Source organism: Shinella sumterensis (assembly GCF_004514425.2).
GTDB classification, from domain to species: Bacteria; Pseudomonadota; Alphaproteobacteria; order Rhizobiales; family Rhizobiaceae; genus Shinella; species Shinella sumterensis.
Genome location: NZ_MYFN02000002.1, coordinates 531136 through 556280, shown reverse-complemented (window position 1 = coordinate 556280; position 25145 = coordinate 531136). Strand labels below are relative to the sequence as shown.

At 65.2% G+C, this 25145-nt stretch carries 23 protein-coding genes; 11 read left to right on the top strand and 12 right to left on the bottom strand.

The genetic code is table 11. The features are described 5' to 3' along the window. Window positions 1-12: 12 nt before the first annotated feature. From B5M41_RS06440 to B5M41_RS06430, 3 genes are read right to left on the bottom strand one after another with little or no spacing between them, the layout of a single operon-like run. Complete coding sequence (locus B5M41_RS06440; protein ID WP_134647006.1) at window positions 13-1272, bottom strand: CCA tRNA nucleotidyltransferase; 1260 nt, start codon at window positions 1270-1272, stop codon at window positions 13-15. Further along, complete coding sequence (locus B5M41_RS06435) at window positions 1269-1901, bottom strand: CoA pyrophosphatase (RefSeq protein WP_134647004.1); 633 nt, start codon at window positions 1899-1901, stop codon at window positions 1269-1271. The genes B5M41_RS06440 and B5M41_RS06435 overlap by 4 nt, the downstream gene beginning before the upstream one ends. Next, window positions 1898-2515 (bottom strand): DUF1285 domain-containing protein, encoded by a 618-nt coding sequence (locus tag B5M41_RS06430; protein ID WP_134647002.1) that lies wholly within the window; start codon window positions 2513-2515, stop codon window positions 1898-1900. The genes B5M41_RS06435 and B5M41_RS06430 overlap by 4 nt, the downstream gene beginning before the upstream one ends. A 191-nt stretch (window positions 2516-2706) precedes the next feature. On the opposite strand from B5M41_RS06430, the gene B5M41_RS06425 reads away from it, so the two are divergent. The 5 genes from B5M41_RS06425 (at window position 2707) to B5M41_RS06405 (ending at window position 10263) form a co-directional block, all read left to right on the top strand. Beyond that, on the top strand, window positions 2707-3720 hold the full coding sequence (locus B5M41_RS06425) for an AAA family ATPase (protein ID WP_134647000.1): 1014 nt from the start codon (window positions 2707-2709) through the stop codon (window positions 3718-3720). Window positions 3721-3733: 13 nt separating this feature from the next. Then, a complete protein-coding gene (locus tag B5M41_RS06420; protein ID WP_134646998.1) occupies window positions 3734-4651 on the top strand; it encodes a DUF58 domain-containing protein in 918 nt (305 codons plus the stop codon). Beyond that, window positions 4648-7458, top strand: coding sequence for a DUF4159 domain-containing protein (locus B5M41_RS06415; RefSeq protein ID WP_134646996.1), 2811 nt, complete (start codon window positions 4648-4650; stop codon window positions 7456-7458). The genes B5M41_RS06420 and B5M41_RS06415 overlap by 4 nt, the downstream gene beginning before the upstream one ends. Before the next feature lies 1 nt (window position 7459). Further along, the gene (locus B5M41_RS06410) at window positions 7460-9532 is read left to right on the top strand and encodes a hypothetical protein (RefSeq protein ID WP_134646994.1); all 2073 of its coding nucleotides are present in this window, start codon (window positions 7460-7462) and stop codon (window positions 9530-9532) included. 194 nt (window positions 9533-9726) lie between these two features. Continuing rightward, entirely contained in the window at window positions 9727-10263 is a 537-nt protein-coding gene (locus B5M41_RS06405) for a glyoxalase superfamily protein (protein ID WP_134646992.1), read from the top strand. A 138-nt stretch (window positions 10264-10401) separates the two neighbouring features. Here B5M41_RS06405 and B5M41_RS06400 read toward each other — a convergent pair whose 3' ends face one another. Continuing rightward, window positions 10402-10902: a GNAT family N-acetyltransferase gene (locus tag B5M41_RS06400; protein WP_134647248.1), complete on the bottom strand. Its 501-nt coding sequence runs from the start codon at window positions 10900-10902 to the stop codon at window positions 10402-10404. Between the two features lie 291 nt (window positions 10903-11193). On the opposite strand from B5M41_RS06400, the gene B5M41_RS06395 reads away from it, so the two are divergent. Further along, window positions 11194-12180, top strand: coding sequence for a glutathione S-transferase family protein (locus B5M41_RS06395; protein ID WP_134646990.1), 987 nt, complete (start codon window positions 11194-11196; stop codon window positions 12178-12180). A gap of 1 nt (window position 12181) precedes the next feature. Here B5M41_RS06395 and B5M41_RS06390 read toward each other — a convergent pair whose 3' ends face one another. Then, entirely contained in the window at window positions 12182-12679 is a 498-nt protein-coding gene (locus B5M41_RS06390) for an NUDIX domain-containing protein (RefSeq protein WP_134646988.1), read from the bottom strand. Window positions 12680-12788: 109 nt separating this feature from the next. Between B5M41_RS06390 and B5M41_RS06385 the strand changes: the two genes are divergently transcribed. The 4 genes from B5M41_RS06385 (at window position 12789) to B5M41_RS06370 (ending at window position 15995) form a co-directional block, all read left to right on the top strand. Further along, entirely contained in the window at window positions 12789-13691 is a 903-nt protein-coding gene (locus B5M41_RS06385) for a metallophosphoesterase family protein (RefSeq protein WP_134646986.1), read from the top strand. Window positions 13692-13821: 130 nt separating this feature from the next. Beyond that, complete coding sequence (locus tag B5M41_RS06380; RefSeq protein ID WP_134646984.1) at window positions 13822-14424, top strand: tetratricopeptide repeat protein; 603 nt, start codon at window positions 13822-13824, stop codon at window positions 14422-14424. A 192-nt stretch (window positions 14425-14616) separates the two neighbouring features. Next, window positions 14617-15135 (top strand): RNA polymerase sigma factor, encoded by a 519-nt coding sequence (locus B5M41_RS06375; RefSeq protein WP_134646982.1) that lies wholly within the window; start codon window positions 14617-14619, stop codon window positions 15133-15135. Further along, entirely contained in the window at window positions 15135-15995 is an 861-nt protein-coding gene (locus B5M41_RS06370; RefSeq protein WP_134646980.1) for an anti-sigma factor family protein, read from the top strand. The genes B5M41_RS06375 and B5M41_RS06370 overlap by 1 nt, the downstream gene beginning before the upstream one ends. Window positions 15996-16060: 65 nt before the next feature. Here the strand turns inward: B5M41_RS06370 and B5M41_RS06365 are convergent, their stop codons facing one another. The 3 genes from B5M41_RS06365 to B5M41_RS06355 form a co-directional block, all read right to left on the bottom strand. After that, window positions 16061-16534 carry a VOC family protein gene (locus tag B5M41_RS06365; protein ID WP_134646978.1) on the bottom strand — a complete coding sequence of 158 codons (474 nt, stop codon included), beginning with the start codon at window positions 16532-16534 and terminating at the stop codon, window positions 16061-16063. A 130-nt stretch (window positions 16535-16664) separates the two neighbouring features. After that, complete coding sequence (gene leuA / locus B5M41_RS06360; protein WP_134646976.1) at window positions 16665-18371, bottom strand: 2-isopropylmalate synthase; 1707 nt, start codon at window positions 18369-18371, stop codon at window positions 16665-16667. Between the two features lie 472 nt (window positions 18372-18843). Further along, on the bottom strand, window positions 18844-19422 hold the full coding sequence (locus B5M41_RS06355) for an ATP-dependent Clp protease proteolytic subunit (RefSeq protein WP_117366840.1): 579 nt from the start codon (window positions 19420-19422) through the stop codon (window positions 18844-18846). A gap of 279 nt (window positions 19423-19701) precedes the next feature. On the opposite strand from B5M41_RS06355, the gene B5M41_RS06350 reads away from it, so the two are divergent. After that, on the top strand, window positions 19702-20280 hold the full coding sequence (locus B5M41_RS06350) for a HupE/UreJ family protein (RefSeq protein WP_134646974.1): 579 nt from the start codon (window positions 19702-19704) through the stop codon (window positions 20278-20280). Between the two features lie 6 nt (window positions 20281-20286). Here the strand turns inward: B5M41_RS06350 and queF are convergent, their stop codons facing one another. The 4 genes from queF to B5M41_RS06330 all read right to left on the bottom strand — a co-directional run bounded on the left by queF (window position 20287) and on the right by B5M41_RS06330 (window position 24879). Next, a complete protein-coding gene (gene queF / locus B5M41_RS06345; RefSeq protein WP_134646972.1) occupies window positions 20287-20751 on the bottom strand; it encodes a preQ(1) synthase in 465 nt (154 codons plus the stop codon). After that, on the bottom strand, window positions 20748-21665 hold the full coding sequence (locus tag B5M41_RS06340; protein WP_134646970.1) for a cation diffusion facilitator family transporter: 918 nt from the start codon (window positions 21663-21665) through the stop codon (window positions 20748-20750). The genes queF and B5M41_RS06340 overlap by 4 nt, the downstream gene beginning before the upstream one ends. 151 nt (window positions 21666-21816) lie before the next feature. Next, on the bottom strand, window positions 21817-22626 hold the full coding sequence (gene lepB / locus B5M41_RS06335) for a signal peptidase I (protein WP_134646966.1): 810 nt from the start codon (window positions 22624-22626) through the stop codon (window positions 21817-21819). Window positions 22627-22683: 57 nt separating this feature from the next. Continuing rightward, window positions 22684-24879, bottom strand: coding sequence for an anthranilate synthase (locus B5M41_RS06330; RefSeq protein ID WP_134646964.1), 2196 nt, complete (start codon window positions 24877-24879; stop codon window positions 22684-22686). Window positions 24880-25145 lie beyond the last annotated feature (266 nt).

Genomic DNA, 25145 nt, shown 5'->3' with positions numbered 1-25145 from the left:
ATGACGGGAGGGTCAGCCCTCCCCGGCGAGCGCCTTCAGCCGGGCAAGAAGCCTTGCCCGGTCATCATGGAAATTCCCACCCACCCATTCATCTTCGATGCGCGCGAGCATCGTACCGACGTCCGGTCCGGCCGGCACACCGGTGGCAAGCACGTCCGCCCCCGTGAGCGGGAAAGCGGGCTTTTGCCATTTGTCAGCCCGCGCCAACAGCCGCTGGCAAAGTCCGGCGAAGGCAAGTGCATCCGCATCGCCAAGCCCGCGCGCGCGGGCCGAGGCAAGCGCAAGCCTCAACCGCATCGAAAGTCCCTTCGGGCCATTGCGGTAGAGCAGCCGGTCGAAGGCGGTTTCCGCCAATTTCGGCGCGATCTCTGGCGCGGCCGCCCAACCGTCGAGAACCGCGGCCTCCGCCTTGGAGAGACGCAGCCGCTCGGCAAGAGCCTTTAGCCGTTCGCGATCCGGCGGCACGATGGCCGCCAGCCTGAGCAGTGCATCCGGCTGCCAGCCGAACGCCTTTTCGGCCTCGACCAGCCCGGGGATGGCGTCGATGCCCCATTTCTCCGTCTCGGGCAGGATCTCGCTCAGCACGCCGGCCTGCCGCATCCACAGCAGCGCACGGCCCGGATCGGGCGCAGCTAGAAGTTTCTTCGTCTCGGACCAGACCCGCTCGGCCGACAGCCGCCCGAGCTTGTCCTTTGCCCGCGCGCAGGCCTTCAGCCCCTCGGCATCCGGCCGGCCGCTGCCGTAGAGCGCGAAGAAGCGGAAGAAGCGCAGGATGCGCAGATGATCCTCGGCGATGCGCTTTGCTGCGTCGCCGATGAAGCGCACGGTGCGGCTTACGATATCCGGCAGGCCGTTCACGAGGTCGATCACCGTGCCGTCCTGCGTCGCGTAAAGCGCGTTGATGGTCAGGTCGCGCCGCTCGGCATCGGTCTGCCAGTCGGTGCCGAACATGACTTCGGCATGGCGTCCGTCTGTCGCCACGTCACGGCGCAGGGTCGTTACCTCGAAGGGCTTGCCGCCGATGACGAGCGTGACCGTGCCGTGCTCGATGCCCGTCGGCACCGCCTTGATATCCGCTGCCTTGGCCCGCTCCACGACATCCTGCGGCGGCAGGGTGGTGGCGATGTCGATATCGGCGACCGCCACGCCCATCAGGCTGTTGCGCACCGCACCGCCCGCCACGCGCGCCTCGCCTCCGTCGCTGTTCAGCAGCGACAGCACCCGCACGAGCGCCGGATCGGAAAACCACGCCTCGCCCGCAACCGAACTCATGCATAAAGCCTTTCATAGATCACCCGCACGATGCCGGCGGTGATGCCCCAGATGTTATGCCCCTCATAGGGCATGCGATAATAATGGCGTTCGCTGCCGAGCCAGACGCCGCTGCCCCGCTCGTGATTGCGCGGATCCATCAGGAAGGACAGCGGCACATCGAAGACCTTGTCGACTTCCGACGGGTTGGGAACGAGCTCGAAACCCGGCTGCACCACCGCCAGCACCGGCGTGATGGAAAAGCCCGACAGCGCCTTGTATTGCGGCAGGCGGCCGACCGGCTCCACGAAACGGCGGTCGAGGCTGATTTCCTCCTCCGCCTCGCGCAGGGCGGCCGCTTCCACATCCGCGTCCTCGTCATCCACGGCCCCGCCCGGAAAGGCGATCTGGCCGGAATGCTTGCGCAGGGTCGCCGTGCGCTGGGTGAAGATCACCCGCGCCTCCTCGCCGTCGTCGACGACGGGAATCAGCACCGCCGCGTCACGCAGCTTCATGCCTTCCAGATGGGGAATGACGGCGGGATTGAGCAGGCTGTCGCCATGCTCGCGCCAGGTCTCGTCGCCGATGGTGAGCATCTGCTCGCCCGCGCGGCGGCGGAACTCCGCGGCACTGTACGGCGCAGAACTCATCGTGAAAGCGCATCCAGCTCGGCGGCCGGCATGACGGGAAAGACCCTGCCGCCCGAGCGCACGGCAAACATATCCACATCGTCGATGGCGATGGTTTCGCCGAGCGCCACCAGATCGTACATCACGGCGCGCGAGACGAGCGCCTCCAGCCGGCCGCGCACGAGCAGATAGGGCTTCAATTCGCTGTTTTCGCCTGCGATCACGAAACGCAGCGGATGCTCCGGCCCGGCCTCGACCACGTCGCCGACATTGGTGCGGAAGGTGAGCGTTTGCGCATCGCCCTTCCCGCTCGCATTCATCTCCACCGCCAGGAACGGCGCATCGACGACGCGGATGCCGACCTTCTCGACCGGAGTCACCAGATAGGTCCGGCCGTCCTCGTCCTTGCGCAGGACGGTGGAAAAGAGGCGCACCAGCGGCGCGCGGCCGATGGGCGTGCCCAGATAGAACCACGTGCCGTCGGCGCGGATTTCCATGTCGATATCGCCGCAGAACGGCGGATTCCAGCGTTCGACCGGCGGCAGGCCGCGTCCGCCCGTCTCCGCGCCGGCGCGCGCGATCAGGGCGGCCAGTCCCACTGCATCCGTGCTTTCGCGAATTTCACCCGTTGCCATTGTTCCGTCCCGGTTCACCCCTATCTCGACAAGAGACCGTTCTTCCCGCGAGGAAAGGGTGGATACACTCACGAGATAGTCATTTCGTGGCCGCTTGTCAGCCACGGCTACGCTAATAAGGTCTTTATGTAGGACGCGGACGCGGCAGGACCACGATTCGCGGATATCCTTTACCGGCACTGGAGATGAGCATGGGCGTTCAGAATTCCCACGAGGCAGGCCTGGACGAAAAGGCGGTGATCGCGGCGGCGGAACGGGCGCTTTCGGATATCGCCGTCATTCGCAAGGAAGTCTCCAAGGTCATCTTCGGCCAGGAAAGCGTGGTCGAGCAGACCATGCTTGCCGTGCTCTCCGGCGGCCACGCGCTGCTCGTCGGCGTGCCGGGCCTCGCCAAGACGAAGCTGGTGGTCACGCTCGGCACCGTGCTCGGGTTGGCGTCCAGCCGCATCCAGTTCACGCCCGACCTCATGCCGTCGGATATCCTCGGCTCGGAAGTGATGGACCAGGACGAGAACGGCAAGCGCTCCTTCCGCTTCGTCCCCGGTCCGATCTTCACCCAGCTCCTGATGGCCGACGAGATCAACCGCGCCTCGCCGCGCACCCAGTCCGCCCTGCTCCAGGCCATGCAGGAATACCATGTGACCGTGGCCGGCGCCCGCAACGACCTGCCGAAGCCCTTCCACGTCCTGGCGACCCAGAACCCGCTGGAGCAGGAAGGCACCTACCCCCTGCCCGAGGCGCAGCTGGACCGCTTCCTGCTGCAGGTCGATGTCGACTATCCCGAGCTTGCCGCCGAACGGCAGATCCTGCTGGAGACGACCGGCGTCAGCGAGACGCGGGCCGAGGCCGCCATCTCGGCCGAGCGGCTGGTGGAAATCCAGACCCTCATCCGCCAGATGCCGGTCAGCGAGAAGGTGCTCGATGCGATCCTCTCGCTCGTGCGTTCCGCCCGCCCCGGCAACGGCATCGCCTCGACGGACAAGCATGTCGCCTGGGGCCCGGGCCCGCGCGCCGGCCAGGCGATGATGCTGTGCGCCCGCGCCCGCGCGCTCTATGAAGGCCGCCTCGCGCCTTCGGTCGACGACGTGCTGGCGCTTGCCGAACCCGTGCTCCAGCACCGCATGGCGCTGACCTTCGCCGCCCGCGCCGAGGGCATGTCGGTTCGGGATGTGATCGCCGATCTCGTCCGGCAGGCGGGCGGCTGAGCGGAGAAAGCGCATGGCCTCCGTCGGGCAGATCGTCGAGCCAACACCGACCCGCGATGTGCTTTCGCGCGCGCAGGCGCGTGCCGCCCTCATTCCCGATTGCATGGTCGAGGCCCAGCGCCTCGCCAACACGGTGATCGCCGGCTGGCACGGTCGCCGCAAGCGCGGCATCGGCGAGAATTTCTGGCAGTTCCGCCCCTATGTCGACGGCGAGAGCCTGTCGCGCATCGACTGGCGGCGCTCGGCCCGCGACGACCATACCTATGTGCGCGACCGTGAATGGGAGGCCGCTCACACCGTCTGGGTCTGGGCCGACCTTTCCCCCTCCATGATGTACAAGTCGACCTTCGGAGCGGTCTCGAAGGAGAGCCGCGCGCTCGTCATCATGCTGGCGCTGGCCGAAATTCTCGCGCGCTCGGGCGAACGCATCGGCTGCCCTGGAATCATGGAGCCGATCGCCGCGCGCAACGCCGCCGAGCGCCTTGCCACCGCGCTCATGCACAATCCCGCCACCGGCGGCCTGCCGGACACCGGCATGATCCGCGGCAACAGCGATGTGGTGCTGATCGGCGATTTCCTCGATCCGGTCGAAAACGTCATGGCGCGTCTCGGCCCGCTTGCCCGCCGCGGCCTCAAGGGCCACGTCATCGAGGTCGCGGACCCGGCGGAAGAGACCTTCCCCTATACGGGCCGCACCGAATTCACCGATCCCGAAAGCGGCCAGAAGATCACCGCCGGCCGTGCCGAGACGCTGAAGGACGACTATGCCCGCGCCTATGTCGCGCGCCGTCAGACGCTGGCCGAAAGCCTGCGCCATCTCGGCTGGAGCTTCGTGCCGCACCGGACCGATCGTCTCGCCTCCGAAGCGCTGGTCGCGGTGCACATGTATCTCTCCGGCATGCCGGCGATGCGGGCGGAGGGCGGCCGATGAGCGCCTTCGCGTTCGCCTTTCCCGCCGTGCTGACCACGCTCGTGCTGCTGCCCGTCATCTGGTGGCTGCTGCGCCTCACGCCGCCCAAGCCGCAGGCCGAGGTCTTCCCGCCCTTCGCCATCCTCGCCTCGATCCTGAAGCGCGAGGAGACGCCGGCGCAGAGCCCCTGGTGGCTCACGCTGCTGCGCATGCTGATGGCGGCCGCGGTCATATTCGCCATCGCCGACCCCGTCTTCAACCCGCGCACCAACACGCTCGCATCGAGCGGCCCGCTCGCGCTCGTCGTCGACAACACCTGGGCTTCGGCCACCGACTGGCAAAACCGTGTGGACACCGCCGCCACGTTGATCGACGATGCCGAAAGCCGCAACGTGCCGATCGCGCTGGTGCTGACCGCCGACCGCCAGCATGATGCGGTGCCGGTCGATGCCGCGACCGCGCGCACCCGCCTTGCCGCCGCCGAACCGCGCCCGTTGCCCGCCGACCGCACCGCCGCCATCGCCTCGCTGCGCACCGCGCTCGATGGCGCGGCACCCGGCACGCTCGCCTTCATCAGCGACGGCATGGCCGGCAGCGAAACGGACGAAACCGTTGCCGCCCTGCAAGGGCTCTCGCCCGCCGATTTCCGCCTGATCGAGGGCGACGGTGCGGCCGCCGTCGCCATCACCTCGGCGGTGAACGGCGCGGATGCGCTGACCGTCACCCTGACCCGCCTCGATGGCGGCCCGGCGCGCAGCCTGCCGCTGACGGCATTCGATTCGCGCAGCCGCCCCATCGCCACCGGCACCGCGAGCTTCGCGGCGGGCGCGACGACGACGACCGGGACCATCACGGCCCCCTTCGAGCTGCGCAACGACTTTGCCCGCATCAGCATCGACGGCCTCGCCAATGCCGGCGGCGCCTACCTGCTCGATGACGGCTTCCGCCGTCGGCGCGTCGCCTTCCTGTCCGGCGAGGTGGTGGATGCGAGCCAGCCGCTGCTGTCGCCGCTGCACTACATCAACCGGGCGCTTGCGCCCTATGCCGATCTCATCGAACCTGATGTGGCAGACCTTTCCGTCGCCATTCCCCAGATTCTCGAGCAGAACCCGTCCGTCCTGATCATGGCCGATATCGGCCGCCTTCCCGAAGACGTGCAAGGCGAGGTCCAGCGCTGGATCGAGGCCGGCGGCATGCTCATCCGCTTCGCAGGCCCGCGCCTTGCAGCCGCTCCGGGCGACGATCCGCTCGTGCCTGTCGTGCTGCGCAAGGGCGAACGCGCGCTCGGCGGCGCGCTGTCCTGGTCCGAGCCGCAGCCGCTGTCGGCCTATCCGGCAAACAGCCCGTTCTTCGGCATGCGCGCGCCGCAGGACATCCTGATCAAGCGGCAGGTGCTTGCCGAGCCGACGCCCGACCTCGCCGAACGCACCTGGGCGAGCCTTGCCGACGGCACGCCGCTGGTCACGACGGGCCCACTGGGCTCCGGCCGCATCGTGCTTTTCCATATCAGTGCGGAAACCGGCTGGTCGAACCTGCCGCTGTCGGGCGATTTCGTGGAAATGCTCCGCCGCACCGTGCAGCTGTCGCGCGGCGGCGGCGTCTCGGCCGAAGGCGGCCAGGCGGCGGCGGGCCTTCCCCCCTACCGACTGATGACGGCGAGCGGTACGCTTGCCGCCGCAACCGGCGAGGCCAAGCCGCTCGCGGCCGGTGATGGATCGAAGGTCGTCGCGAGCTTCGACAATCCCCCCGGCCTCTACGGCTCGGAGGATGGCTATGTCGCGCGCAACCTCTTCCCGCCGGAATACGCCATCCGCCCCCTTGTCCTGCCCGAAGGCGCAAGTATCCTGCGCGAGCCGCTTGCCGGCAAGGAGACCTGGTCGCTGAAACCCTATCTCTTCACGCTCGCGGCCCTGCTGCTGATCCTCGATTGCGCCATCGTGCTCCTGATGGGCGGCGCCTTTGCCGCTGCCGCCCGCCGCGTGCCGCGCCGCGGTGCGACGGCCGCCGTGCTGCTCGCCCTCTGCGCGGGCGCGCTGATGGCGGTGCCGCAGCAAGGTCATGCGGCCGATAGCAAACCCGGCGACAAGACCATCCTGTCACGGCTCGACACCACGCATCTCGCCTATGTCGTGACCGGCGAAAGCGAGGTGGACCGCATCTCCGAACGCGGGCTTGCCGGCCTCACGGAGTTCCTGACCTACCGCACGACGCTGGAGCCCGGCGAGCCTGTCGGCATCGACATCGAAAAGGACGAGCTGGCGCTCTACCCGATCATCTACTGGCCGGTCAGCGCCACCGCGCCCATGCCGTCCAACGCCGCGATCAGCCGCATCGACGCCTATATGCGCAACGGCGGCACGGTGCTGTTCGACACGCGCGACCAGTTCGTGACGCTCGACGGCAATGCGACGAGCCCCAATACGGAGCGCCTGCAGGCGATCCTCGCCAATCTCGACATTCCGCCGCTGGAACCCGTGCCTGCGGACCATGTGCTCACCAAATCCTTCTATTTGCTGGCGAATTTCCCGGGCCGCTATGCCGGAAGCCCGCTGTGGATCGAAGCGGAACTCGACCGCGCGGAAGACCCCTCACGGCCGGCGCGCGCGGGCGACGGCGTTTCGCCGATCATGATCACCGGCAACGATTTCGCCGGCGCCTGGGCCATCGACACCAACGGCATGGCGCTGCTGCCGACGGTGCCGCCGGATGAGATGCAGCGCGAACACGCCTTCCGCTCCGGCGTCAACATCATGATGTATATGCTGACCGGCAACTACAAGGCGGACCAGGTGCACGTGCCCGCCCTCCTCGAACGGCTGGGGCAGTGACATGACGCTTCAGTTCTCCCCCTTCCTGCCCTGGATCGCGATCGCCGCCATCGGCCTCGTCGGGCTTGCGCTTGCCGCCCTCGGTTTCTGGCGCGGCCTGCGCGGCTCCGTCATCCGGGCGCTGGCGCTCGCGCTTCTGGTCCTGGCGCTCGCCAATCCGGTCTTCCTTCAGGAAGACCGCGAGGCGCTGTCCACCATCGTCCCCGTCATCGTCGACCGCAGCCAGAGCCAGGACAACGAGACCCGCACCGCCCAGACCGATGCGGCGCTGGAGGGCCTCAAGGAGCGCTTCGCCCGCTATCCGCGCATCGAGCCGCGCATCGTCGAAGCCCGCGACGACGGCACCTCGGACACGCCCTCGACGCGCCTGTTCGATGCGCTCAATGCCGCCATTGCCGATGTGCCGCGTTCGCGGGTGGGCGGCGCGATCATGATCACCGACGGGCAGGTGCACGACATTCCCGACGCCGCCGCCTTCACCGGCTTCGACGCGCCGCTGCATGCGCTCGTGACAGGGCGTCCCGACGAATTCGACCGCCGGATCGAGGTGGTCAGCGCCCCGCGCTTCGGCATTGTCGGCGAAAAGCAGGCACTGAAGTTCCGCGTGGTAGATGATGGTGCCGGCCCCGGCGGCACGGCGCGTGTCACCGTGCGCCTCAACGGCAACGAGATCGCGGCCGAAAATGCCACGCCCGGCACCGAACAGCCGCTCGAATTCACCGTGCCGCGCGGCGGCAACAACATCCTCGAATTCGAGGTGGCGCCGGTCGAAGGCGAGATCACGGCGGCCAACAACCGCGCCGTCCACGTCATCGAGGGCATTCGCGAGAACCTGCGCGTGCTCCTGGTGTCAGGCGAGCCGCATGCCGGCGAACGCGCCTGGCGCAACCTCTTGAAGTCGGACACCGCCATCGACCTCGTGCACTTCACCATCCTGCGCCCGCCGGAAAAGCAGGACGGCACGCCGATCAACGAACTCTCGCTCATCGCCTTCCCGACGCGCGAACTGTTCGTGGACAAGATCAACGAGTTCGACCTCATCATCTTCGACCGCTACCAGCACCGCGGCGTGCTGCCGATCCTCTACTATGACAACATCGCGCAATATGTGGAAAACGGCGGGGCCCTGCTGATTGCCGCCGGGCCCGAACATGCCGGCAGCGATTCCATTGCATTGACGCCGCTCTCGGTCGTGCTGCCCGCCGCCCCGACCGGCGCGATGAACGATACGCCGTTCTATCCGCGGCTGTCCGACCAGGGCAGGAAACATCCCGTGACGCGCGGCCTGGAAGGCGCCAACGACGAGCCGCCGCACTGGGGCCGCTGGTTCCGCACCGTGGACGTGCAACGCCCCGAGGGCAACGTCGTGATGGAAGCCAATGACGGCAAGCCGCTTCTCGTGCTCAACCGCGCCGGCAAGGGCCGCGTCGCCATGCTGCTCTCCGACCAGGGCTGGCTGTGGGCACGCGGCTTCGAAGGCGGCGGCCCGCATGTCTCGCTCTACCGGCGCACCGCGCACTGGCTGATGCAGGAGCCGGCGCTGGAGGAGGAGGCGCTGACGGCGCGAACCTTCGGCCGCACCTTGCAGATCAACCGACAGACCATCGGCGATGCGCCCGGCGAGGCGACGCTCAAGCTGCCATCCGGCGCAACGCAGCAGGTCGCGCTCACAGAGGCCGAACCCGGCCTCTACCGCGCCGAGGTCCAGACCACGGAAACCGGCCTCTACGAGATCACCAACGGCGATCTCAACGCCCTCGTCCATGTCGGCGCGGTCGATGCGCCCGAGTTCAAGGCGACGATCTCCACCACGCAGACGCTGAAGCCGCTTGCCGATGCCACCAAGGGCACCGTGCGCCGGCTGGTGGACGCCGAGGGCGACGCGGTTTCGCTGCCGCCCCTGCTGCCGGTCTCCGGGCAGGTCCGCACCGTCGATGAAGGCCGCCTGTCGTTGCGCATGACGGACGAGACCGTTCTGAAGGGCATCAATTCGCTGCCGCTGTTCGCCGGCTTTGCCGGTGCCGGGCTGTTGCTGCTCGCCTTCTCGGCCATGTGGTATCGCGAAGGCCGCTAGCGCGAATAGCGCTGGCGGGCCACGCCGGCCTGGGCTAGACTTGCCGCACGGCCGGAGGCGGCCTGCAGACCCGCGCCTTTCCCCAAGGTATGGCGAACGCCTCCACCAGAACCTTTCTCCACCGTTCATCGTTGGGCGAAGGCGTCGGCAATGCGGGCACTGACGGGGACTTCGCCGGAAGACGAGGAACAGACATGCGCGATTTTCGCGATGCCAAGGCCATGGCGAAAGCCATGCGGGACATGCTGGCCGCCCGCAAGATCGAGATCACCCACAGCGAAGCGCTAGAAATCGTCGCCCGCCAGTTCGGCGCGGACACCTGGAACATCCTGTCCGCCAGGATCGAGGCAAAGCCCGCCGAGCGCGGCATCGCCTTCGAGCAGGCGGTGCCGATCGTGCGCATCTTCGATGTTGCGAAGGCGCATGAATTCTATCTCGGTTTCCTGGGTTTCTCGGTCGACTGGGAGCATCGCTATGGCGAGAACTTCCCGCTCTACACGCAGGTCTCGCGCGGCGGCCTCAGGCTGCATCTCTCCGAACATGCAGGCGACGCCACGCCCGGCGGCAACATGGTCGTCTACATGAAGGGCATCCGCGCCTTCCAGAAGGAACTGATCGACAAGGACTATCGCTACATGAAGCCCGGGCTGGAGGATGAAGGCTCGCGTCTGGAAGTGACGGTGACGGACCCGTTCCAGAACCGCATCCGCTTCATGGAAGTGAAGGATTGAGGCGTCGAGAAGCCCCCTCATCCGCCTGCCGGCACCTTCTCCCCGTCGGGAGAAGGGGAGGATCGCGAACGTCTCGTTTTTCCTTCTCCCCCGCGGGGAGAAGGTGGCCCGAAGGGTCGGATGAGGGGGTAGCGCCCCTCACCCCCGCCAGGCGATCACACCCTTCAGCCGCTCGTGCGTATCCGCCGCAAACGGCATGACCAGTACCCGTGCCGGGTCGACCGGTCCCGGAAACGACAGCGCATTCCACGCGACCTTCTCGAAGCCGAGCGGGCCGTAATAGGGCGGGTCGCCGACCAGGATGACGGCTTCGGAACCCTTACGCCGGGCAGAAGCGCAGGCGATGCGCAGCAGTTCGCGGCCGATACCCTGGTTCTTGTGCGAGGGCCGCACGGCGAGCGGACCGAGCAGATGGCCCTTCACGCCGCCGGCCAGAACCGGGGTCATGCGCACCGAGGCGATCGTCTCGCCGTCATCCGTGCAGACGAAGGAAAGCGACAGGTCGTGCGGGCCCTGCTCGCGGATGCGCGCGGCAGCGCGCACATGCCGGCCGGGACCGAAGGCTTCTTCATTGATGAGTTCGATGGCGGCGTCGTGGGAGACATCTTCCGTCAGGTAGACGAGATCGTGCTTGAGCATGTTCATGGCGATAGGAAACCGGATACGAAGCTTGGGGATGCGGGTTATCGCGCCGCCGCCGAAGGGGGCGCAGCAGGAGCATCAGCGTCGTCGTGGGTTTCCCGTATGGAACATGCGTTCGTCTTCCTCGCCGGCTTGAGTGCCGGTGCTGGACTGCGCCGATAGCAGAAAATTTGCTTTCGTCAAAGGGCAAAACGCACTGTTCACGAAATTGCGCCTATCCAGTGCGGACCCATGCGCTATCTATGACCCCAAGTTCACGGCCGCCGGGCCGATCAGAAGGAGAAGATCATGGGCATGCTGGTTGACGGCGTCTGGCACGACGTCTGGTACGACACGAAGGCCACCAAGGGTCATTTCAAGCGCTCCGTTTCGCAGTTCCGCAACTGGATCACGCCGGACGGCGCGCCGGGCCCGAGCGGCGAAGGCGGCTTTGCGGCCGAAGCCGACCGCTACCATCTCTATGTCTCCTATGCCTGCCCCTGGGCGCACCGCACGCTGATCTTCCGCACGCTGAAGAAGCTGGAAGACCTCATCACCGTCTCCGTCGTCGATCCGCTGATGCTATCGAAGGGCTGGGAATTCAAGGGCGAGAACGGCGGCACGCTCGATCCCCTGTTCGGCGCCTCTGCGCTCTACGAGGTCTATCTCAAGGCCGATCCGCACTATTCCGGCCGCGTCACCGTCCCGGTCCTGTGGGACAAGAAGCAGAACCGCATGGTCTCGAACGAATCCGCCGAGATCATCCGCATGTTCAACTCCGCCTTCGACCACCTGACCGGTTCGACCGACGATTTCTACCCCGAAATGCTGCGCAGCGAAATCGACGCGCTGAACGACCGGATCTACGACACCGTCAACAACGGCGTCTACAAGGCCGGCTTCGCTACCACCCAGGAGGCCTATGAGGGCAGCGTCACCACGCTGTTCGAAACGCTCGACAGCCTGGAGGACCGGCTCGAAAAGAACCGCTACCTGACGGGCGGCCGCATCACCGAGGCAGACTGGCGGCTCTTCACGACGCTGGTGCGCTTCGATCCGGTCTATGTCGGCCACTTCAAATGCAACATCCGCCGGATCGCCGATTACCCCAACCTATACGGCTACCTGCGCGAGCTCTACCAGGTGCCGGGCGTCGCCGAGACCGTCAACATGCGCCACATCAAGGAGCACTATTACCGCTCCCACACCATGATCAACCCGACGGGCATCGTCCCGGTCGGCCCGTCTCTCGACCTAAACGCGCCCCACGGCCGGGAGAAGCTGAAGGCGGCCTGACCTACCAGATATCCGCGAAAGGCAACCGGCCGGCGATTTCCTCCAGCCGCCGGCGGGTGGCCGCGGTCGTTCCGGCCGGCAGTGCGTCCAGGCTGAAGAAACCTGCCTCGACGATCTCCCGGTCCTTGAGGCGCGGGGCGGTCTGGGTCACGCCGTCGCAGCGGTAGAACAGCACGTGGTCGCGCTTGCTGGTCCGCCGGTTGAAATAGACGTGGAGCAGGCGCGGCGCGGCACCGATTTCGAGATTGCCCTCCTCGCGCATCTCCTTGGCGAGCGCCTGAAGCGCGGTCTCGCCGCGTTCGATCCCGCCGCCGGGCAGATGCCAACCGGGCACGTAGCTGTGGCGCACGAGGAAGACACGGCCATCGGCATCGAAACAGGCCGCACGCACGCCCATCGTCATGCCGCGAGACCATGCGAAATAGCGGTGCAGCACCCATGTCAGGAGCCGCGCCTGAAGGCTTCGGGTCGGAAAATCGGGCAGCGTGTCCTGTTCCATTCCGGCACTTCGCAGCAACGCCGTCCGCAAATCAAGCCTGCGTGATCGCCCAGGCCGGAATATCCACGCCTTGCGTTTCCCTTAACGACCTTATGCTCTAAGGAAGGGTATGTTCAGACTTGCCCATATCTCGGATGTCCATCTCGGGCCGCTGCCCGCCCTCACCTTCGTGGAACTGTTTTCCAAGCGCATCACGGGCTTCGTCAACTGGCATCGCAATCGCCGACGGCATCTCTTCACCAACACGCTCGACCTCGTGCTCGACGATATCGAGCAAAAGGCGCCCGATCATCTGGCGATCACCGGCGACCTCGTGAACCTCGCCTCGCGGCTGGAGATTGCGGCCGTGCGCCACTGGCTCGCCGAGGCGGGCCAGCCGGAAAACGTCTCGGTCGTGCCGGGCAATCACGATGCCTATGTGCGCGGCGCCTACGAGAAATCGACGCGCGCCTGGTATCCCTATATGCGCGGCGACGCCGCCCCGGTGGAATGGCAGGAGGACATGCATGTCTTCCCCTATCTGCGCGTGCGCGGGCCGGTCGCCATCATCGGCTGCTCGACGGCGGTCGCGACCCCGCCCTTCTCCGCCTCCGGCTATTTCGGCAGGCGGCAGGCGCGCGAGACCGTCAACATGCTGCGGGCGGCGGGCGAAGCCGGCCTGTTCCGCGTCGTGCTCATCCACCATCCGCCCATCCGCGGCGCCACCGCCTTCCACAAGCGCATGATCGGCATCCGCCGCTTCGCCGCGACCATCACCAGCGGCGGCGCCGAGCTCGTGCTGCACGGCCATACCCATCTCGACACCGTGCACTGGCTGCCCGGCCAGACGAAGCCCGTGCCGGTCGTCGGCATCGCGTCCGCCTCGCAGGGGCCGGGCGGGCACAAGCCGCCGGCGGGCTACAATCTCTTCTCGATCTCCGGTTCGCCGGGCGATTGGAACATCCTGCGCGAACGTTACGCCCTGACGCTGGACGCCCAAAGTCTGGCACTTGCGGAAATGACAAAATTCTAGAAACCTCCGAATAAATCACACCATTGATCCGTCATGATTTCTTGGACAGCCCCGGCGGATGCGACGACATCGGACGGGCCCGCTTCCCTGACGGCCAGCACCCGGCAGTCGACACGTTCGGAGGGAACCCATGACCATTCACCGCCATAAACTGCTGCTCTCACTTTGCGCCGCCGTCTCGCTTGCGGCCTTCTTGCCGGCGCGGGCCGCAGAGTCCGATACGACGACACCCCCTGTCGCGACCGAGACCACGACGACCTGCACCGACGGCAAGATCTGGAGCGACGAAAAGAAGGAATGCGTCGCGCCGGAAGACCTGAAACCGGCGGAGAAGAAGCCGACGGAAGAGGAACAGAAAAAGAGCGAGCGCCGCATCGACGACAAGCTCTATGAAGCCGCGCGCGAATTCGCCTATGCCGGCCAGCATGAAAATGCGCTTCGAGCGCTGCGCGCCGCCTATGACCAGGAGGATCCGCGCATCCTCAACTATATGGGCTACAACACCCGCAAGCTGGGCAACATCGAGCTCGGCATGACCTACTACAAGCGCGCGCTTCAGAAGGACGAGAACTACATTCTCGCCCGCTCCTATATGGGCCAGGCGCTGCTCGAGCAGGGCGATGTCGAGGGTGCCCGCGTGCAGCTCGTCGAGATTCGCGACCGCGGCGGTGAAAACACCTGGGCCTATCGCGCGCTCCTGCAATCGCTCGGCGGCGAACGCACCGCCTACTGACATCGGCCTTGCGTGCCTTGGGACACTGACGACGCCGGAAACCGACAGACAATCCAGACGGGAACGCAGGAAACTGCTCATCCGGGTGCCGTTCATGCTTGCAGACCAGTGGAAGAATGTTTCATATCAGGCATTCGCCGTCATCGCGGCGGCGAATAGAGCTTTGATCCCAAACGTTTCCCTGGAAAAGCAATGCGTCCGACGGCTGAATCGAATGAGTTCCGGCGAGAACTGGTCAATTTGCTGCCGAAGCTGCGTCGTTTCGCCATGACCCTGACGCGCAACGGCAGCGATGCAGACGATCTCGTGCAGGAGGCGTGCGAAAGAGCGATCACGCGGTGCCATCTCTGGAACGGTGAGGGTCGGCTCGAAAGCTGGGTTTATGCAATGACGCGCAATCTCTGGGTGGACGAAATCCGCAAGCGAAAGGTCCGCACAGGGTCCGGCACGGTAGACGTGGCCGAGCAGGATAGCCTGCATATCGAGGCATCGGCCGACAAGGCGGTCTATGCCAAGCAGTTGCACAAATTGATCATGACGATGCCTGAAGGCCTGTCCAGCGTCTTCCTTCTGGTGAATGTCGAAGGCCACAGCTACCGCGAGGCGGCCGATATTCTCGGCATACCGATCGGCACCGTGATGAGCCGGCTTTCGGCGGCGCGCATCAGGCTGTCGGCCATGGTCTCCGAGCAGACGGAAAGGAGGGCCTGATGGTTGGAAGTACGCAGGGTCTCCCGTTGGAAGTCCGCCTGTCCGCCTATCTCGACGGCCAGTTGCCGGCGGACGAAGTGGCCGAAATCGACGCGATCCTCGCCGAGGATGCCGCCGCACGCGCCGTCTACGAAAAGCTCAAGCTCGGCAGCGAGTTCGGCGCCCGCGCCTTCGAGAGGATGCTGCAGGAGCCGATCCCGCTCGATCTGGTGCGCAACATCAAGGAAGCCCGCGGCCGCGATGACGACACGTCGTCGTCTCTCGGCTTTGCCGCCATCCCGATTTCGGAAACCCGCGCCCCGCGCCGGAGCGCCTTCTGGCCGCAGGCGCTGGCTGCCTCGCTGGTGATCTTTCTCGCCGGCGGCGCCGTGGGCTACCTGATTTCGGAGCAGAAGCAGACCTCGTTCCAGTCCGCCGCAAACGAATTCACGCCCGCCCGAACCTGGCTCGACGATATCGCCGATTATCACCGCATCTATGCGCGGCAGGCGCGTCATCTCGTGGAAGTGCCGGCAAGCGAGAAGGACCATATCGCGGAGTGGCTCTCGGCGAGCACCGGCGTGGCCTTCACCGTGCCCGACCTGACGGCGCAGAAGCTGACCTTCGAAGGCGCACGTCTCTTGGTCGCCAACGGCAAGCCGACGGCGCAACTGCTCTACCGGGACGCCGAAAACGAGATCTTCGCGATCTGTTTCCTGAAGAGCGACCCGGTCGAGGGGACCACCGCGATGGTGGAAAGCATGCGCAACGATGTCGGGCTCATTTCCTGGCAGAAGGGCGATGCCTCCTTTGTGGTCGTCGGCCCGTCCGCCGACCCGGATCTCGAGCGTATCGCCGAGGCTGTCTCCACGACGATCTGAGTTTTTCGTTCTGCCGAATCGTCCGACGCGGAAGCGATTCCGCGCCGGATGGAAAGGCTCCGGCCTCAGCCGCGCCGTGCCGCTTCGATCGCCGCGACGTCGATCTTCTTCATTGTCATCATCGCATTGAAAGCGCGCTTGGCTTCCGCACCACCTGCGGCAAGCGCCTCCGTCAGCACACGCGGCGTGATCTGCCAGGAAATGCCCCAGCGATCCTTGCACCAGCCGCATTCGCTTTCCTGCCCGCCATTGCCGACGATGGCGTTCCAGTAGCGGTCGGTCTCCTCCTGGTCCTCCGTGGAGATCTGGAAGGAGAAGGCCTCGTTGTGCTTGAAGATCGGGCCCCCGTTGAGGCCGATGCATTCAACACCCGCCACGGTGAAGGCGACGACGATCACCTCCCCCTCCTTGCCGCTGGGATAGTCGCCGGGCGCACGCGTGACGGCGCCGACAGAGCTGTCGGGAAAGGTTTGCGCATAGAAGCGTGCGGCCGCCTCGGCATCCTTGTCGTACCAGATGCAGATGGTGTTCTTCGCCATGACATGATCCTCTCTTCGGTGTCTGGTTGATCGATATCTGGAAGACGAACGGCATTCGGCCAGACCGACAGACCCAAAACAAAAAACCCGGCAATGCGATTGCCGGGTTTCGATGTCTGATGACGGCCGATCAGCGGCGTGTCGTGAGCACCCTGTTGGCGGCAGACACGATCGCCTCGAGCGAGGCGGTCACGATATTCGTGTTGATGCCGACGCCGAACAGCTTGCCGCCGGGATGCACGACCTCGACATAGGCGATGGCCGCGGCATTAGAACCCTGTTGCAGCGAGTGTTCGGAATAGTCGGCGACCGACATGTCGATGCCCAGGTAGATCGACAGGGCGTGAATGAAGCCGTCGATCGGGCCGGTGCCCTTGCCCTCGATGCGCTTCGTCTCGCCGCCGTCTGTGATCTCGGCGGCAACGATGCGGCCACCCTTGCCGTTCGTATCGGGATAGGTGTGATGGTCGACGAAGCGCAGGCGCGTGTCGGGCTGCGTGACATAGGTGCGCATGAACTCTTCGTGGATGCGCTTGGCCGGCAGCTCGACGCCCTCCTCGTCGGTGATGCGCTGGATCTCGTCGCGGAACTCGACCTGCAGGTTGCGCGGCAGGTTGATGCCGTAGTCTTCCTGCAGGATATAGGCGATGCCGCCCTTGCCGGACTGCGAGTTGATACGGATGATCGCCTCGTAGGAACGGCCGACATCCTGCGGATCGATCGGCAGGTAGGGCACTTCCCAGAGCGACTTGTTGGCCTTCTTGATGGCCTTCATGCCCTTGTTGATCGCATCCTGGTGCGAGCCGGAGAAAGCCGTATAGACCAGTTCGCCGACATAGGGGTGCCGCTCGGGAATGACCATCTCGTTGGAATATTCATAGACCGACTTGATGCGCTCGATATCCGAGCAGTCCAGCTTGGGATCGACGCCCTGCGTGTACATGTTGAGCGCCAGCGTCACCACGTCGACATTGCCGGTGCGCTCGCCATTGCCGAACAGCGTGCCTTCGACGCGGTCCGCACCCGCCATCAGGCCCAGTTCGGTGGCCGCGATACCCGTGCCGCGGTCGTTGTGGGGATGCAGCGAGATGATGACGTTCTCGCGGTTGTCGATGTTGCGGCACATCCACTCGATCTGGTCGGCATAGACGTTCGGCGTCGCCATCTCGACGGTCGAGGGCAGGTTCAGGATCAGCTTGTTGTCGGCCGTCGGCTTCACGATCTCGACGACCGCGTTGCAGATCTCCAGCGCCACTTCCAGCTCGGTGCCGGTGAAGCTTTCCGGCGAATATTCGAAACGGTAGCCGCCGCCGGCCTTGGCGGCCATATCGGTGATCATCTTGGCGGCATCGGTCGCGATCTGCTTGATGCCATGGACGTCCTTGCCGAACACCACGCGGCGCTGCAATTCGCTCGTCGAGTTGTAGAAGTGGATGATCGGGTTCTGTGCGCCTTCCAGCGCCTCGAAGGTGCGGGTGATCAACTCCGGCCGGCACTGCACCAGCACCTGCAGCGATACATCTTCCGGCACATTGCCCTGCTCGACGCACCAACGGGCGAAATCGAAATCGGTCTGCGATGCAGAGGGGAAACCGATCTCGATTTCCTTGAAGCCCATGTCCAGCAACAACTGGAACATGCGGGCCTTGCGGTCGTGGCCCATCGGGTTGACCAGCGACTGGTTGCCGTCGCGCAGGTCCACCGAACACCAGATCGGCGCCTTGTCGATCACCTTGCCCGGCCAGGTGCGGTCGGGAATGTTGATGGCGGGATAGGGCTGATACTTGGCGGCGGCTTCGGGCATGCCCTGCTTGGGCGTATGGGTCTTCAAAATCATCGTCTTCGTCTCTTCGTCGTCCCGGCATTCGCGAAAGCGTCTTAGCGCAAGCTCTCCAGCGCCGCACGTCATTTCATGACGTGCAAAGGCCGCTGTAGCAAGGACCATGCGCATTTTGCGACGGCGAATGTGGCCATGGCGGCCAGAACCGGAATGAATGCATAGGGGTGAAACGAGGAGCTATGGCCTGGGCGGGCTTTTCGGCCGCCGGGCGCTCCTCAACGAACCCGGCAACCGCGCGTAAGGCCGAGAAGAAGAAGCGAGGAGAAGCCGCGCGAACGCTCGCGTACGGCTGCGCTGCCGCGGGAAACTCGTTCGATGATCTGTGCGCCGGTCTTCAACATGAGGCGTCTATAACTTTTGAATGATAAAAGGGCAAGCGGGGGATGAAATTTTTAGCAGATGCCCCTCATCCCACGACCGGGACCTTCTCCCCACGAGCGGGGAGAAGGGGAAAGCAATGCTGTGACGCTCAGATATCCGCCTGAGACGTCACGATGCGCGAGACGAGGCCGTAACCCTTGGCCTCTTCAGCCGAGAGCCAGTAGTCGCGGTCCGTGTCCTTGGCGATCTTCTCGATCGGCTGGCCGGTGGCGTCCGCGAAGATCTTGTTCAGGCGCTCGTTCATCTTGATGATTTCGCGGGCCTGGATCTCGATATCCGACGCCATGCCGCGGGTGCCGCCCGACGGTTGATGCAGCAGGAAGCGGGTGTTGGGCAGGCAAAGGCGCTGCTCCTTGGGAGCGGCGACATAGATCAGCGCGCCGGCGGAGGCCACCCAGCCCGTACCGATCATCCAGACCTTCGGCTTGATGAACTTGATCATGTCGTGGATCGAATCGCCCGATTCGACATGGCCGCCCGGCGAATTGACGTAGATGCGGATATCCTCGTCGCTGGCGGCGGCAAGCGCCACGAGCTGCGAGCAGACCTTCTGCGCCAGTTCCTGATTGATCGGCCCGTAGATGAAGATCGAACGCGACTTGAAAAGGTTCGCCTCCGTTTCCTTGCCCAGGGGCAGTTCCGTCTTCTTGTCGTCCTCGTCGCTCATCCAAAGTCTCCGGATTGCTCGTCAATAGTCGTGTCGCTGTCAGATAATGCGACTCACCCGCCAAGACAATGCAACAAAACGGATAAGGCGCGATAGAGCCTCGCCGCGACACCGGAAAACAGGGTAAACGCCGTGCGGGCGGACAACGGTCACGCCCGACCCTGCATGACCCGACCCTGCATGAATTGCGTATGGACTTGGCCGCCGCGCTGCCCATAGGATGACATGGTGATAAATCGATGCCCGGCCCGCTCCCGGGGCCGGAAGACAGGGGACATCATGATCAGGATCCTTGCGCTGGCGGCCCTCGCCTTCGCCGCCACAACCGCACCCGCCTTCGCCCATCTCAACCCGGCCGAACACGGCTCCTTCATGGCCGGCTTCTCGCATCCGCTCTTCGGCCTCGACCACATTCTCGTGATGGTCGCCGTCGGCCTCTGGGCCGCGCAGATCGGCGGAAATGCCCTGTGGCGCGTGCCGCTCGCCTTCGTCGCGACCATGGCCGTGGGCTTCGGCCTCGCCATCGCCGGCATCGGCCTGCCCTTCGTCGAGCCCGCCATCCTCGCCTCCGTCGTGGCGCTCGGCCTGCTTGTCGCCATGGCCGTCCGGCTGGATACCGCGATGTCGATGGCGATCGTCGCGGTCTTCGCGCTGTTCCATGGCCACGCCCATGGCGGCGAGCTCGGTGCTGCGGGCGCCCTGCCCTTCGGCGTCGGCTTCGTCATCGCGACAGCCCTGCTGCATGCCGCCGGCATCGGGCTCGGTCTCGGCATTGCCCGGCTTTCGGGCAACGGCATCGTGGCCCGGATCATCGGCGGCCTGACGGCACTGGCCGGCCTCGCGCTTGCCTTCGGCTGAACCGCTTCAGCCGCGTCCGCGATAGGGCTGCACGCCCTGCTCGGGAATCCACACGCCCTGCGGCGCATCTCCGGTCTGCCAGAAAACGTCGATCGGAATGCCGCCGCGCGGATACCAGTATGCGCCGATGCGCAGCCATTTCGGCTCCAGGAGGTCGACCAGCCGCTTGGCGATGTCGATGGTGCAGTCCTCATGGAAGGCGCCGTGGTTGCGGAAGGAATGCAGGTAGAGCTTCAGCGACTTCGATTCGACCAGCCAGCCGTTGGGAATGTAGTCGATGACGATATGCGCGAAGTCCGGCTGACCGGTCATCGGGCAGAGCGAGGTGAATTCGGGCGCGGTGAAACGCACCACGAAATCCGTGCCGGCATGGCTGCTCGGCACCCTTTCCAGCACCGCCGCGTCCGGATCTGCGGGAAGATCGACCTTCTGGCCCAATTGGGAAAGGCCTGAAACGTCTGTCTTGCTCATCGTATGGTCCTTTCAATCTTGACTTTGATGCCATGCGCCTGCTCCGTTTCCGGCTCGACATGGATGGCGATCTGTGCGCCGGGCTGCACCACCCGGATGGCATCTTCAAGGCGATCGCAGATATCATGCGCCTGCCCGACCGGCATCGTCGCGGGAACGACCAGATGGAAATCCACGAATGTCGCGGCGCCCGCACGCCGGGTCTTGAGATCGTGCGCGCCGAGCGAACCCGTGGCATTGGCGGCGATCGCCGCCTTAATCGCCTCGGCCTCCTCAGGCTCCACCGCATGGTCCATCAACCCGTCGACCGAATGCGTGATGACCTTCCAGCCCTGATAGAGGATGTTGAGCGCGACCAGCACGGCAAGCAGCGGATCAAGCACCGCATAGCCGGTGAGGATCGCCAGCACGAGGCCGACGAGCACGCCGACGGATGTCACGACGTCCGAAAGGATATGCTGCCCGTCGGCCGCCAGCGCCGGCGAGCGGTAGCGCTTGCCGGCACGAATGAGCACCGTCGCCCAGATCGCATTGCAAAGCGCGGCCGCGAAATTGATGGCAAGGCCGAGCGCCGGCGCATCCATCCTCGTCGGGGCGAAGACCGCCGGTAGCGCCTCCTTCACGATGAGAAGTGCTGCGACGACGATCAGCACGCCCTCCAGCACCGCCGAAAGATATTCCGCCTTGTGATGGCCGAAGGGATGCGTCTTGTCCGCTGGTTTCGCCGCATAGCTGATCGCCGCGAAGGCCACGATGGCGGCGATCACGTTGACGCTCGATTCCATCGCATCCGACAGGAGCGCGACCGACCCGGTCACCCACCAGGCGACGAGCTTCAGGCCCATCACGAAGAATGCGAAGGGAATGCCCCACAGCGCCAGCCGCTGGACCGTCCTGATATCCGATTTTTCCATGCCGCTCTCCATGCGCATGCAACCGAGTTGCAAAAAGCCTGGCCCATCAACGCAAAACCGCCCGCGCGGTGTGTCGCGCAGGCGGTTTGTTAATGATGGCGTTTAGAGCAGACGGGCGGGTTTGTCAAAACCGCAAACGGCCTTCGGCCACTCAGCGGAGCGTCAGGCCTATGCGCGCATGGTCGTTGGCCGCAAGAACCGAGGCGGCGATGCCGACGACGTCGGACTGCGCGACGAAGCCGTCTTCGTTGAACATGTCGGGAAACCGGCTGTCGAGCGAGTTGTACCGGTTGTCGCCCATGACGAAATACTTGCCGGCCGGCACCGTCACGGGCCCGAAATTGTCCGCCTGGGTCTGCGGACGCGGGTCCGGCATGGCGATCGTGTAGCTGCGCCCTTCCGGCGTCGTCTCGCGCACGACGGCAGCGGAGAAGATGTCGTCGCCATAGGTCTCGCCGGTCGCCTCGCGGGCAAACGGCGTGCCGTTGACAAGCACGTCCCCCGCCCGGATCTCAACCGTATCGCCCGGCATGCCGATCACCCGCGTTATGCCCAGCGAGGTGGCGCCTTGGTACTTCGCATTGTGCACGAGGACATCGCCCCGGCGGACAGCGCCGAAATCCTTTTGCAGCACGGCGACGGTGTCTTTTTCGAGTAGTCCCGGCGCCATCGATAACGATGGAATGCGCACCAGCTTCACGCCGCAGAGGTCGCGGTTCATGCGCGCCACGTCGCAGGTCTCGGGGAGCGTGGATGCCAGACCATGCGCGGAACGTTCGGTCGCCGCCTTGATCGCCGTCGTATCGGCGGTGAAGGCGCCGGCCTGCGCCAGCCAGACCGGCAGGCTGGCCGTAACGAGGGTCCTGGCCGCCGCCTCCCGCTGGTCCGCCGCAAGGGCCCCTGCCGCCGACAGGCCGAGAGCCGCAAAAATTCCGGCGATCATTCGCTTTGACTGTATCATTCCATCATCTCCGGCTGCGCCGCGCCTGTCCCGTGGACGGGCGCGGCAAACGGTCGGTCAGGCCACCTTGCTTTTGGCGTCCTTCTTCTTGGAAAGATGCGCCACCACGTTTTCGATCATGCGCATGCCGGCATCCTGCCCGAGCGTCATGATCGATTCCGGATGGAACTGCACGGCGGCGACGGGTTCGCTGGCATGCTCGATGCCCATGATCGTGCCATCCTCGCTCTCGGCCGTGATGATGAAATCACGCGGCAGGGTCGAGGGATCGGCGAAGATCGAGTGATAGCGGCCGACCGTGACTTCGCGGCCCAGCCCGGAAAACACGACGCCCGGCTCCAGCACGCGGATGCGCGAGGGCTTGCCGTGCATGGGAATGGCGAGCTGCCGCAACTCCCCGCCATAGGCCTCCGCCAGCGCCTGCAGGCCCAGGCAGACGCCGAAGATCGGCAGGCTGCGAGCGCGCGCCTTCTTGATCGTCGCCTTGCAGTCGAAATCCTTCGGGTTGCCCGGACCGGGCGACAGCACGACGAGATCCGGCTTGATGCGATCGAACACCTCTTCCGGCACCGGTGTGCGCACGGTCGTCACCTCCGCGCCGGTCTGGCGGAAGTAGTTGGCGAGCGTGTGAACGAAGCTGTCTTCGTGGTCGACGAGCAGGATCTTCACCCCCGCCCCGACCGAAGCGACATCGCGCTGGACCTTGGCGGCATTGCCGGACTTTGCGTCACGAATGGCTGCGATCATGGCGGAGGCCTTCAGTTCGGTTTCGGCTTCTTCTTCGTCCGGGTTGGAATCGTAGAGCAGCGTGGCGCCGGCGCGCACTTCCGCAATGCCGTCCTTGATGCGGATGGTGCGCAGCGTCAGACCCGTGTTCATGTCGCCGTTGAAGCCGACCATGCCGATCGCCCCGCCATACCAGGCGCGCGGGCTCTTCTCATGCGCCTCGATGAAGCGCATCGCCCAGAGCTTTGGCGCACCGGTGACGGTGACGGCCCAGGCATGCGACAGGAAGCCGTCGAAAGCATCCATGTCGTCGCGCAGCCGCCCCTCGATATGGTCGACCGTGTGGATGAGGCGCGAATACATCTCGATCTGCCGGCGGCCGATGACCTTCACCGAACCGGGCTCGCACACGCGGCTCTTGTCGTTGCGGTCGACATCCGAGCACATGGTGAGCTCGGACTCGTCCTTCTTCGAGTTGAGCAGCTTCAGGATCTGCTCCGAATCGGCAATCGGGTCGTCGCCGCGCTTGATCGTGCCGGAGATCGGGCAGGTCTCGATGCGCCGACCCGACACGCGCACGAACATTTCCGGCGAGGCGCCGACGAGATATTCCTGGTTGCCGAGATTGATGAAGAAGGAATAGGGCGACGGATTGATCGCCTTGAGACGGCGCGAGATTTCCGAGGGCTTGCTTTCGCAGCGCTCGAAGAATTTCTGGCCGGGCACCACTTCGAAAAGGTCGCCGCGCCGGAAGCTTTCCTTCGCCTTGACGACGAGTTCGGCATATTCGCCCGGGCGATGGTCGCCATGCGGCGGGATGACATTGACGGTCTCAAACGGCTCGGCCGCGATCGTCTCGGCCTTGCCCTCGGTCGATTGCCCATCCTTTGCGAAGTCGTAGCGGTCGATCCAGGCCTTGGCGGCATAGTGATCCACGACGAGGATTTCGTCCGGCAGGAACAGCACCATGTCGCGCTGGTCGTCCGGCCGCTTGAGCTTCAGGTCGATGGCGTCGAACTGGAAGGCGAGATCGTAGCCGAAGGCGCCATAAAGACCGAGATTGGCGTCCTGATCGGAATGGAAGAGATCGGTCACGGCGCGCAGCACCGTGAAGACCGTCGGCATCTTCGAGCGCTCTTCCTCGGTGAACACCCGGTCGGGCATCTTCACGTCGAGATCGAGGCGGGTCGCCGAACGGGCTCCGAGCGCCAGTTCCGGCACAGCGGCGAGACGGTCGGCGATGAAGGCGAGCAACACCTCGCCGCGTGCATTATAGGCCTCGATCCAGACGGCGCGGCCGAAGGAGGAAATGCCGATCGGCGGATCGACGACGGCCGTATCCCAACGGGTGTAGCGCCCCGGATATTCGTAGTTCGACGAGAACACCGCGCCGCGCCGCTCGTCGAGCTTGTCGACATAGGTCGAGATCGCATTGGCGTAATCTGCCGCGCGACGCCGCCGCGTGACGGCCACCCCGCCCTTGGTCTCATAGGCCTCGCTGCCGTCATCCAGAACTTTCGTCGCCATTCCCCACTCCGTTTTCAGGCCCGGTCTTCGAGAAGGCGGCCCAAAACACAAAAAAGCCGCCTCGAATTTTCCGGGCGGCTTGTCGTCTCAATCACGCATGACTGGTCAAGGCCGCCTCAGCGAGCCCACCACCAGCCAGCGATGATGTTCATGTTTGTCATGGCGGGATTGTTAGCGCGAGATGCGCAACAGCGCAAGACCACCGCATGCGCAGGCAGGGCATTTCCTCACATGTCGCAAAAGCGCAACGCCGAAAAAACATGATT

Coding starts and splice junctions, on each gene's coding strand:
- B5M41_RS06365 (WP_134646978.1), bottom strand. CDS start 16,534: ATGGCGAAGAACACCATCTGCATCTGGTACGACAAGGATGCCGAGGCG.
- B5M41_RS06385 (WP_134646986.1), top strand. CDS start 12,789: ATGTTCAGACTTGCCCATATCTCGGATGTCCATCTCGGGCCGCTGCCC.
- B5M41_RS06375 (WP_134646982.1), top strand. CDS start 14,617: ATGCGTCCGACGGCTGAATCGAATGAGTTCCGGCGAGAACTGGTCAAT.
- B5M41_RS06390 (WP_134646988.1), bottom strand. CDS start 12,679: ATGGAACAGGACACGCTGCCCGATTTTCCGACCCGAAGCCTTCAGGCG.
- B5M41_RS06420 (WP_134646998.1), top strand. CDS start 3,734: ATGGCCTCCGTCGGGCAGATCGTCGAGCCAACACCGACCCGCGATGTG.
- B5M41_RS06330 (WP_134646964.1), bottom strand. CDS start 24,879: ATGGCGACGAAAGTTCTGGATGACGGCAGCGAGGCCTATGAGACCAAG.
- lepB (WP_134646966.1), bottom strand. CDS start 22,626: ATGATACAGTCAAAGCGAATGATCGCCGGAATTTTTGCGGCTCTCGGC.
- B5M41_RS06380 (WP_134646984.1), top strand. CDS start 13,822: ATGACCATTCACCGCCATAAACTGCTGCTCTCACTTTGCGCCGCCGTC.
- B5M41_RS06405 (WP_134646992.1), top strand. CDS start 9,727: ATGCGCGATTTTCGCGATGCCAAGGCCATGGCGAAAGCCATGCGGGAC.
- B5M41_RS06395 (WP_134646990.1), top strand. CDS start 11,194: ATGGGCATGCTGGTTGACGGCGTCTGGCACGACGTCTGGTACGACACG.
- B5M41_RS06430 (WP_134647002.1), bottom strand. CDS start 2,515: ATGGCAACGGGTGAAATTCGCGAAAGCACGGATGCAGTGGGACTGGCC.
- B5M41_RS06440 (WP_134647006.1), bottom strand. CDS start 1,272: ATGAGTTCGGTTGCGGGCGAGGCGTGGTTTTCCGATCCGGCGCTCGTG.
- leuA (WP_134646976.1), bottom strand. CDS start 18,371: ATGATTTTGAAGACCCATACGCCCAAGCAGGGCATGCCCGAAGCCGCC.
- B5M41_RS06400 (WP_134647248.1), bottom strand. CDS start 10,902: ATGCTCAAGCACGATCTCGTCTACCTGACGGAAGATGTCTCCCACGAC.
- B5M41_RS06350 (WP_134646974.1), top strand. CDS start 19,702: ATGATCAGGATCCTTGCGCTGGCGGCCCTCGCCTTCGCCGCCACAACC.
- B5M41_RS06340 (WP_134646970.1), bottom strand. CDS start 21,665: ATGGAAAAATCGGATATCAGGACGGTCCAGCGGCTGGCGCTGTGGGGC.
- B5M41_RS06415 (WP_134646996.1), top strand. CDS start 4,648: ATGAGCGCCTTCGCGTTCGCCTTTCCCGCCGTGCTGACCACGCTCGTG.
- B5M41_RS06355 (WP_117366840.1), bottom strand. CDS start 19,422: ATGAGCGACGAGGACGACAAGAAGACGGAACTGCCCCTGGGCAAGGAA.
- B5M41_RS06425 (WP_134647000.1), top strand. CDS start 2,707: ATGGGCGTTCAGAATTCCCACGAGGCAGGCCTGGACGAAAAGGCGGTG.
- B5M41_RS06435 (WP_134647004.1), bottom strand. CDS start 1,901: ATGAGTTCTGCGCCGTACAGTGCCGCGGAGTTCCGCCGCCGCGCGGGC.
- queF (WP_134646972.1), bottom strand. CDS start 20,751: ATGAGCAAGACAGACGTTTCAGGCCTTTCCCAATTGGGCCAGAAGGTC.
- B5M41_RS06410 (WP_134646994.1), top strand. CDS start 7,460: ATGACGCTTCAGTTCTCCCCCTTCCTGCCCTGGATCGCGATCGCCGCC.
- B5M41_RS06370 (WP_134646980.1), top strand. CDS start 15,135: ATGGTTGGAAGTACGCAGGGTCTCCCGTTGGAAGTCCGCCTGTCCGCC.